Origin of the sequence: uncultured Boseongicola sp. (genome assembly GCF_937988555.1) — a bacterium.
Taxonomy (GTDB): domain Bacteria; phylum Pseudomonadota; class Alphaproteobacteria; order Rhodobacterales; family Rhodobacteraceae; genus Boseongicola.
In genome coordinates, this window is record NZ_CALJXO010000331.1 from 1 (window position 1) to 4,135 (window position 4,135).

4 protein-coding genes and 1 pseudogene are annotated in these 4,135 nt (G+C 59.1%); all 5 read left to right on the forward strand.

Going from position 1 to position 4,135, the window contains the following annotated elements:
* A partial coding sequence (locus tag Q1B15_RS19705) for a hypothetical protein (protein WP_299757088.1) occupies positions 1 to 212 on the forward strand: 212 nt, incomplete at its 5' end.
* A 92-nt stretch (positions 213 to 304) separates the two neighbouring features.
* Complete coding sequence (locus Q1B15_RS19710) at positions 305 to 790, forward strand: DUF3576 domain-containing protein (protein WP_299757091.1); 486 nt, start codon at positions 305 to 307, stop codon at positions 788 to 790.
* Between the two features lie 78 nt (positions 791 to 868).
* Positions 869 to 3,424, forward strand: a complete 2,556-nt coding sequence (gene leuS, locus Q1B15_RS19715; protein WP_299757093.1) for a leucine--tRNA ligase — start codon at positions 869 to 871, stop codon at positions 3,422 to 3,424.
* Positions 3,411 to 3,908, forward strand: a complete 498-nt coding sequence (gene lptE, locus Q1B15_RS19720) for an LPS assembly lipoprotein LptE (protein ID WP_299757095.1) — start codon at positions 3,411 to 3,413, stop codon at positions 3,906 to 3,908. Before leuS ends, lptE begins: the two co-directional genes overlap by 14 nt.
* A pseudogene (locus Q1B15_RS19725) lies at positions 3,905 to 4,135 on the forward strand (DNA polymerase III subunit delta); the annotation flags it as partial. The gene lptE and the pseudogene Q1B15_RS19725, both read left to right, overlap by 4 nt.

Below are 4,135 nucleotides of genomic sequence, written 5' to 3' on the forward strand. Positions count from 1 at the left end.
CAAATGCAACACCGGCTGAAAGAACCAGAGCCGTTGTGCTAAAGAGTACCTTTTTCATCTTTTTTCCCTCGTGTGTAAAAGGTTCAACTCAATCCGGTCACGCCGAACTGATTAGCACCGTATTTCCCTCTGTGGACCCAATAAAGCAAGCCGACTGCTCCGGCCTTTTCAAGACTCCAAATGGTATGGTGCAGCTTTACAACAGTGATTGAGGCGAAAGCGCAGCCCCTTCAGCCGCGAAACCCCTTGAGAGACAGGGATTCCTCGGCTAATCATGCCCTAAATCTTAAGAAGGAACAGACATATGCGGGCATTGGCACGAATTGTCGCAAGCAGGGCGCTGGCGCCGCTTGCGATCGCGGTTTTGCTGTCCGGCTGTGGGGCCTTCAGCAATGTTTTCAACGGAGACACCGTAACGCCCGAATCGCTTCGAGAAGAAGAACCTGAAGGAACGATCTGGGACCTCTTCGCAAATGTGGATGACCCTAACGTCACAATCGAGGTCAACAAGTACATCTGGAACGCTACTTTTGATGTGCTTGATTTCCTGCCCATACAAACCGCTGACCCGTTTAGCGGGATCATCGTCACCGGTTTCGGCACACCTCCCGGCGGCGGCACAGCCTACCGCGCTACCATCTTCGTGCGCGACCCCGCCCTTGAGGCGCGCTCCCTGAACCTCGCCCTCGCCACGCGCGCGGGGCCCGCACCCACGGTAACCGTGCGCGCTGTGGAGGACGCGATCCTGACCCGTGCGAGACAACTGCGCATCCGCGACATCAACCTATAGACCTTATTCATCCGCCCGACTAAGACGCTGGCCGGGTCACTGCACCCGGCCTTTTCATTTTCTCGAAAGACGACACCCATGTCCCCTTACGACACCAAGACCATTGAACCAAAATGGCAGAAGGCCTGGGAAGACGCCGGAACCTTTGTCGCGACCAAAGAAGGCGACAAACCGAAATACTACGTCCTTGAGATGTTCCCTTATCCGTCGGGCCGCATCCACATCGGACATGTGCGTAACTATACAATGGGCGACGTGATCGCGCGGTATAAGCTGTCGACGGGTCACAACGTCCTGCACCCGATGGGCTTTGACGCCTTCGGTATGCCTGCCGAAAACGCCGCCATGGCCATCGGTGGCCATCCAAAAACATGGACCTACGAGAACATCGACACGATGGTCGAACAGATGAAGCCGCTGGGCTTTGGCCTTGATTGGTCGCGCATGTTCGCCACCTGCGACCCGGAATACTACGGCCAACAGCAATCCATGTTCATCGACTTCATGGAAAAAGGGCTGGTCTACCGCAAGAACGCCACCGTGAACTGGGACCCGGTCGATATGACTGTGCTGGCCAACGAACAGGTCATCGACGGCAAAGGCTGGAGATCAGGCGCCGACGTCGTGCGCCGTGAGCTCACACAGTGGTTCTTCAAAATAAGCGATTTCTCTGAGGAATTGCTCGACGCCATCGACGGCCTTGATCACTGGCCTGCCAAAGTAAAGCTGATGCAGTCCAACTGGATTGGTAAATCGCGCGGCCTGCAGTTTGCGTTTGACCGTACAGACGGCGGCGAGGCGATCGAGGTCTACACCACACGCCCCGATACTCTGATGGGGGCGTCCTTCGTTGGCATATCGGCCGATCATCCGCTGGCGCGCGAACTGGCAGAAACAAACCCCGCCATAGCCGCCTTCCGCACAGAGGTCGCCAAAGGCGGCACAACCGCGGAGGCAATGGACAAAGCAGAAAAGCTCGGACTGGACACCGGCCTCACCGTCAAGCATCCGCTGAACCCCGACTGGGAACTCCCCGTCTGGATCGCCAACTTCATCCTGATGGACTACGGCACCGGCGCGATCTTCGCCTGCCCGGCCCACGACCAGCGCGATCTTGATTTTTGCCGCAAATACGACTTGCCGGTGATCGACACCTTCCTGTCGCTCGAAAACCCGACCCCTGTCGAAACCGAAGCTTTCGTTCCGCCCAAAACCGACAGCGTCAAATGGATCAACCATTTCGCGGGCCTCGACGTGGCCACTGGCGAAGACGCGGTCAACACAACAATCGACTTCGCGGAATCCCAAGGCTGGGGCAAAGGCGTCACAAACTTCCGCCTGCGTGACTGGGGCCTGTCGCGCCAGCGCTACTGGGGCTGCCCGATCCCCGTCGTCCACTGCGACGATTGCGGCGTCGTGCCCGAAAAGAAAGAGAACCTGCCGGTAGAACTTCCCGAAGACGTCACCTTCGACATTCCCGGCAATCCTCTGGACCGCCACCCGACATGGCGCGATACGGCTTGCCCGTCCTGCGGCAAACCGGCAAAACGTGAAACCGACACGATGGACACGTTTGTGGACTCAAGCTGGTACTTTGCCCGTTTCACAGCACCCCGCGCCACCACGCCGACGGTCATGGAAGACGCCGCCTACTGGATGAACGTCGATCAATACATCGGCGGCATCGAGCACGCGATCCTGCACCTCCTTTATTCCCGCTTTTTTGCCCGCGCGATGCACATCTGCGGCCACCTGCCCGCAAGTGCCATCGAGCCCTTCGATGCGCTGTTTACACAAGGCATGGTAACCCACGCGATTTATCAGACCAAGGGGACCCAGGACGGCCGCCCTGTCTATCATTACCCAGAGGACGTAGACCTCCGCGACGGCAAAGGTTTCCTCGCTGACGGCACCGAGGTCGAGATTATCCCCTCCGCCAAAATGTCGAAATCCAAAAACAACGTCGTCGACCCGGTCGCAATCATCGACCAATATGGTGCCGATACCGCCCGCTGGTTCGTTCTAAGCGATAGTCCGCCCGAGCGTGACGTCGAATGGACCGCCTCGGGTGCCGAAGCTTCCGCCAAACACCTCTCCCGCGTTCATCGCCTCTCCTGCGAGATCGCCGTCGCAGGCGAAGATGCCGGAAACACCGCCGAAGACAAAGACCTCCAACGCGCCACGCACAAAGCCATCCACGACGTCACAATGGGCGTCGATACCTTCGGTTTTAACGCAGCCATCGCAAAGCTTTACGCCTTCACCAATGCCCTGCAAAAATCCAAGGCGTCGACCCCCACAAAACGCGACGCTGCCAAGACGCTTGCGCAACTCATGTCCCCCTTCACCCCGCACCTCGCGGAAGAAGTCTGGGCCATGCTCGGCGGAACAGGCCTTATCGCAAACGCGCCCTGGCCCATCGCCGATGAAAGCCTTCTGATTGAGGATACAGTCACCATGCCGATCCAGATCAACGGCAAGCGCCGCTCGGAAATCACCGTTGCGAAAGACATGGACAAGGCAGAGGTTGAAAAGCTGGCACTTGCCGACGATGCTGTCGTGAAAGCGCTGGCCGGAGGTCAGCCGAAAAAGCTGATCGTCGTGCCGGGGCGCATTGTTAATGTTGTGGTATAAACCAACCAGATCACTAAGCCGCCGTGCCGTACTCCTTGGCGGTGCGACACTTTTTGCCGCTTGCGGCTTTGAGCCCGTCTACGGGCCCGGGGGTCGCGCGGAAAGCCTGTCGGGTCGCATCGACGTTCTGCCACCCGCCGACGAAGAGGGGCGCGCGCTTTCGCGCCGCCTTGAAAGCCGCCTTGGCATCGCTGCGGCCCCCGACCTCATCTTGGGGGCCGACATTGCCATCGAAGAAGAACAACTCGGCGTCCTCCCCGACGGGTCCATCAGCCGCTACAACGTCATTGGTCGCGTTGACTGGACGCTGACACGCAACGACGAAACCGTCCTGAAAGGCCGCGAACAAAGCTTCACCGCCTATTCCGCCACATCCACCACAGTCGCCACGATTACCGCCCAGCGCTCCGCCCGCGAACGCCTGATGACACTTCTCGCCGACCGCATCGTCGCCGATATTCTCGCCAACGCCGACGCCTTATGAAGCTCTCACCCCGTGATGCCCCTGGCTATTTCGCAAGACCGGACGCCTCCAAAACCGGTCTCCTGATCTACGGGCAGGATGCCATGCGCGTCGCCCTGCGCCGTCAGGAAGTCATCAAGGCCCTCATTGGCCCGGCCGGCGAAGAGGAAATGCGCCTCACGCGCATCCCCGCTGCAGACCTCCGGAAAGACCCCGCGCTCCTCAACGACGCAACCAAATCGCAGGGC

Coding starts and splice junctions, on each gene's coding strand:
- Q1B15_RS19710 (WP_299757091.1), top strand. CDS start 305: ATGCGGGCATTGGCACGAATTGTCGCAAGCAGGGCGCTGGCGCCGCTT.
- lptE (WP_299757095.1), top strand. CDS start 3,411: ATGTTGTGGTATAAACCAACCAGATCACTAAGCCGCCGTGCCGTACTC.
- leuS (WP_299757093.1), top strand. CDS start 869: ATGTCCCCTTACGACACCAAGACCATTGAACCAAAATGGCAGAAGGCC.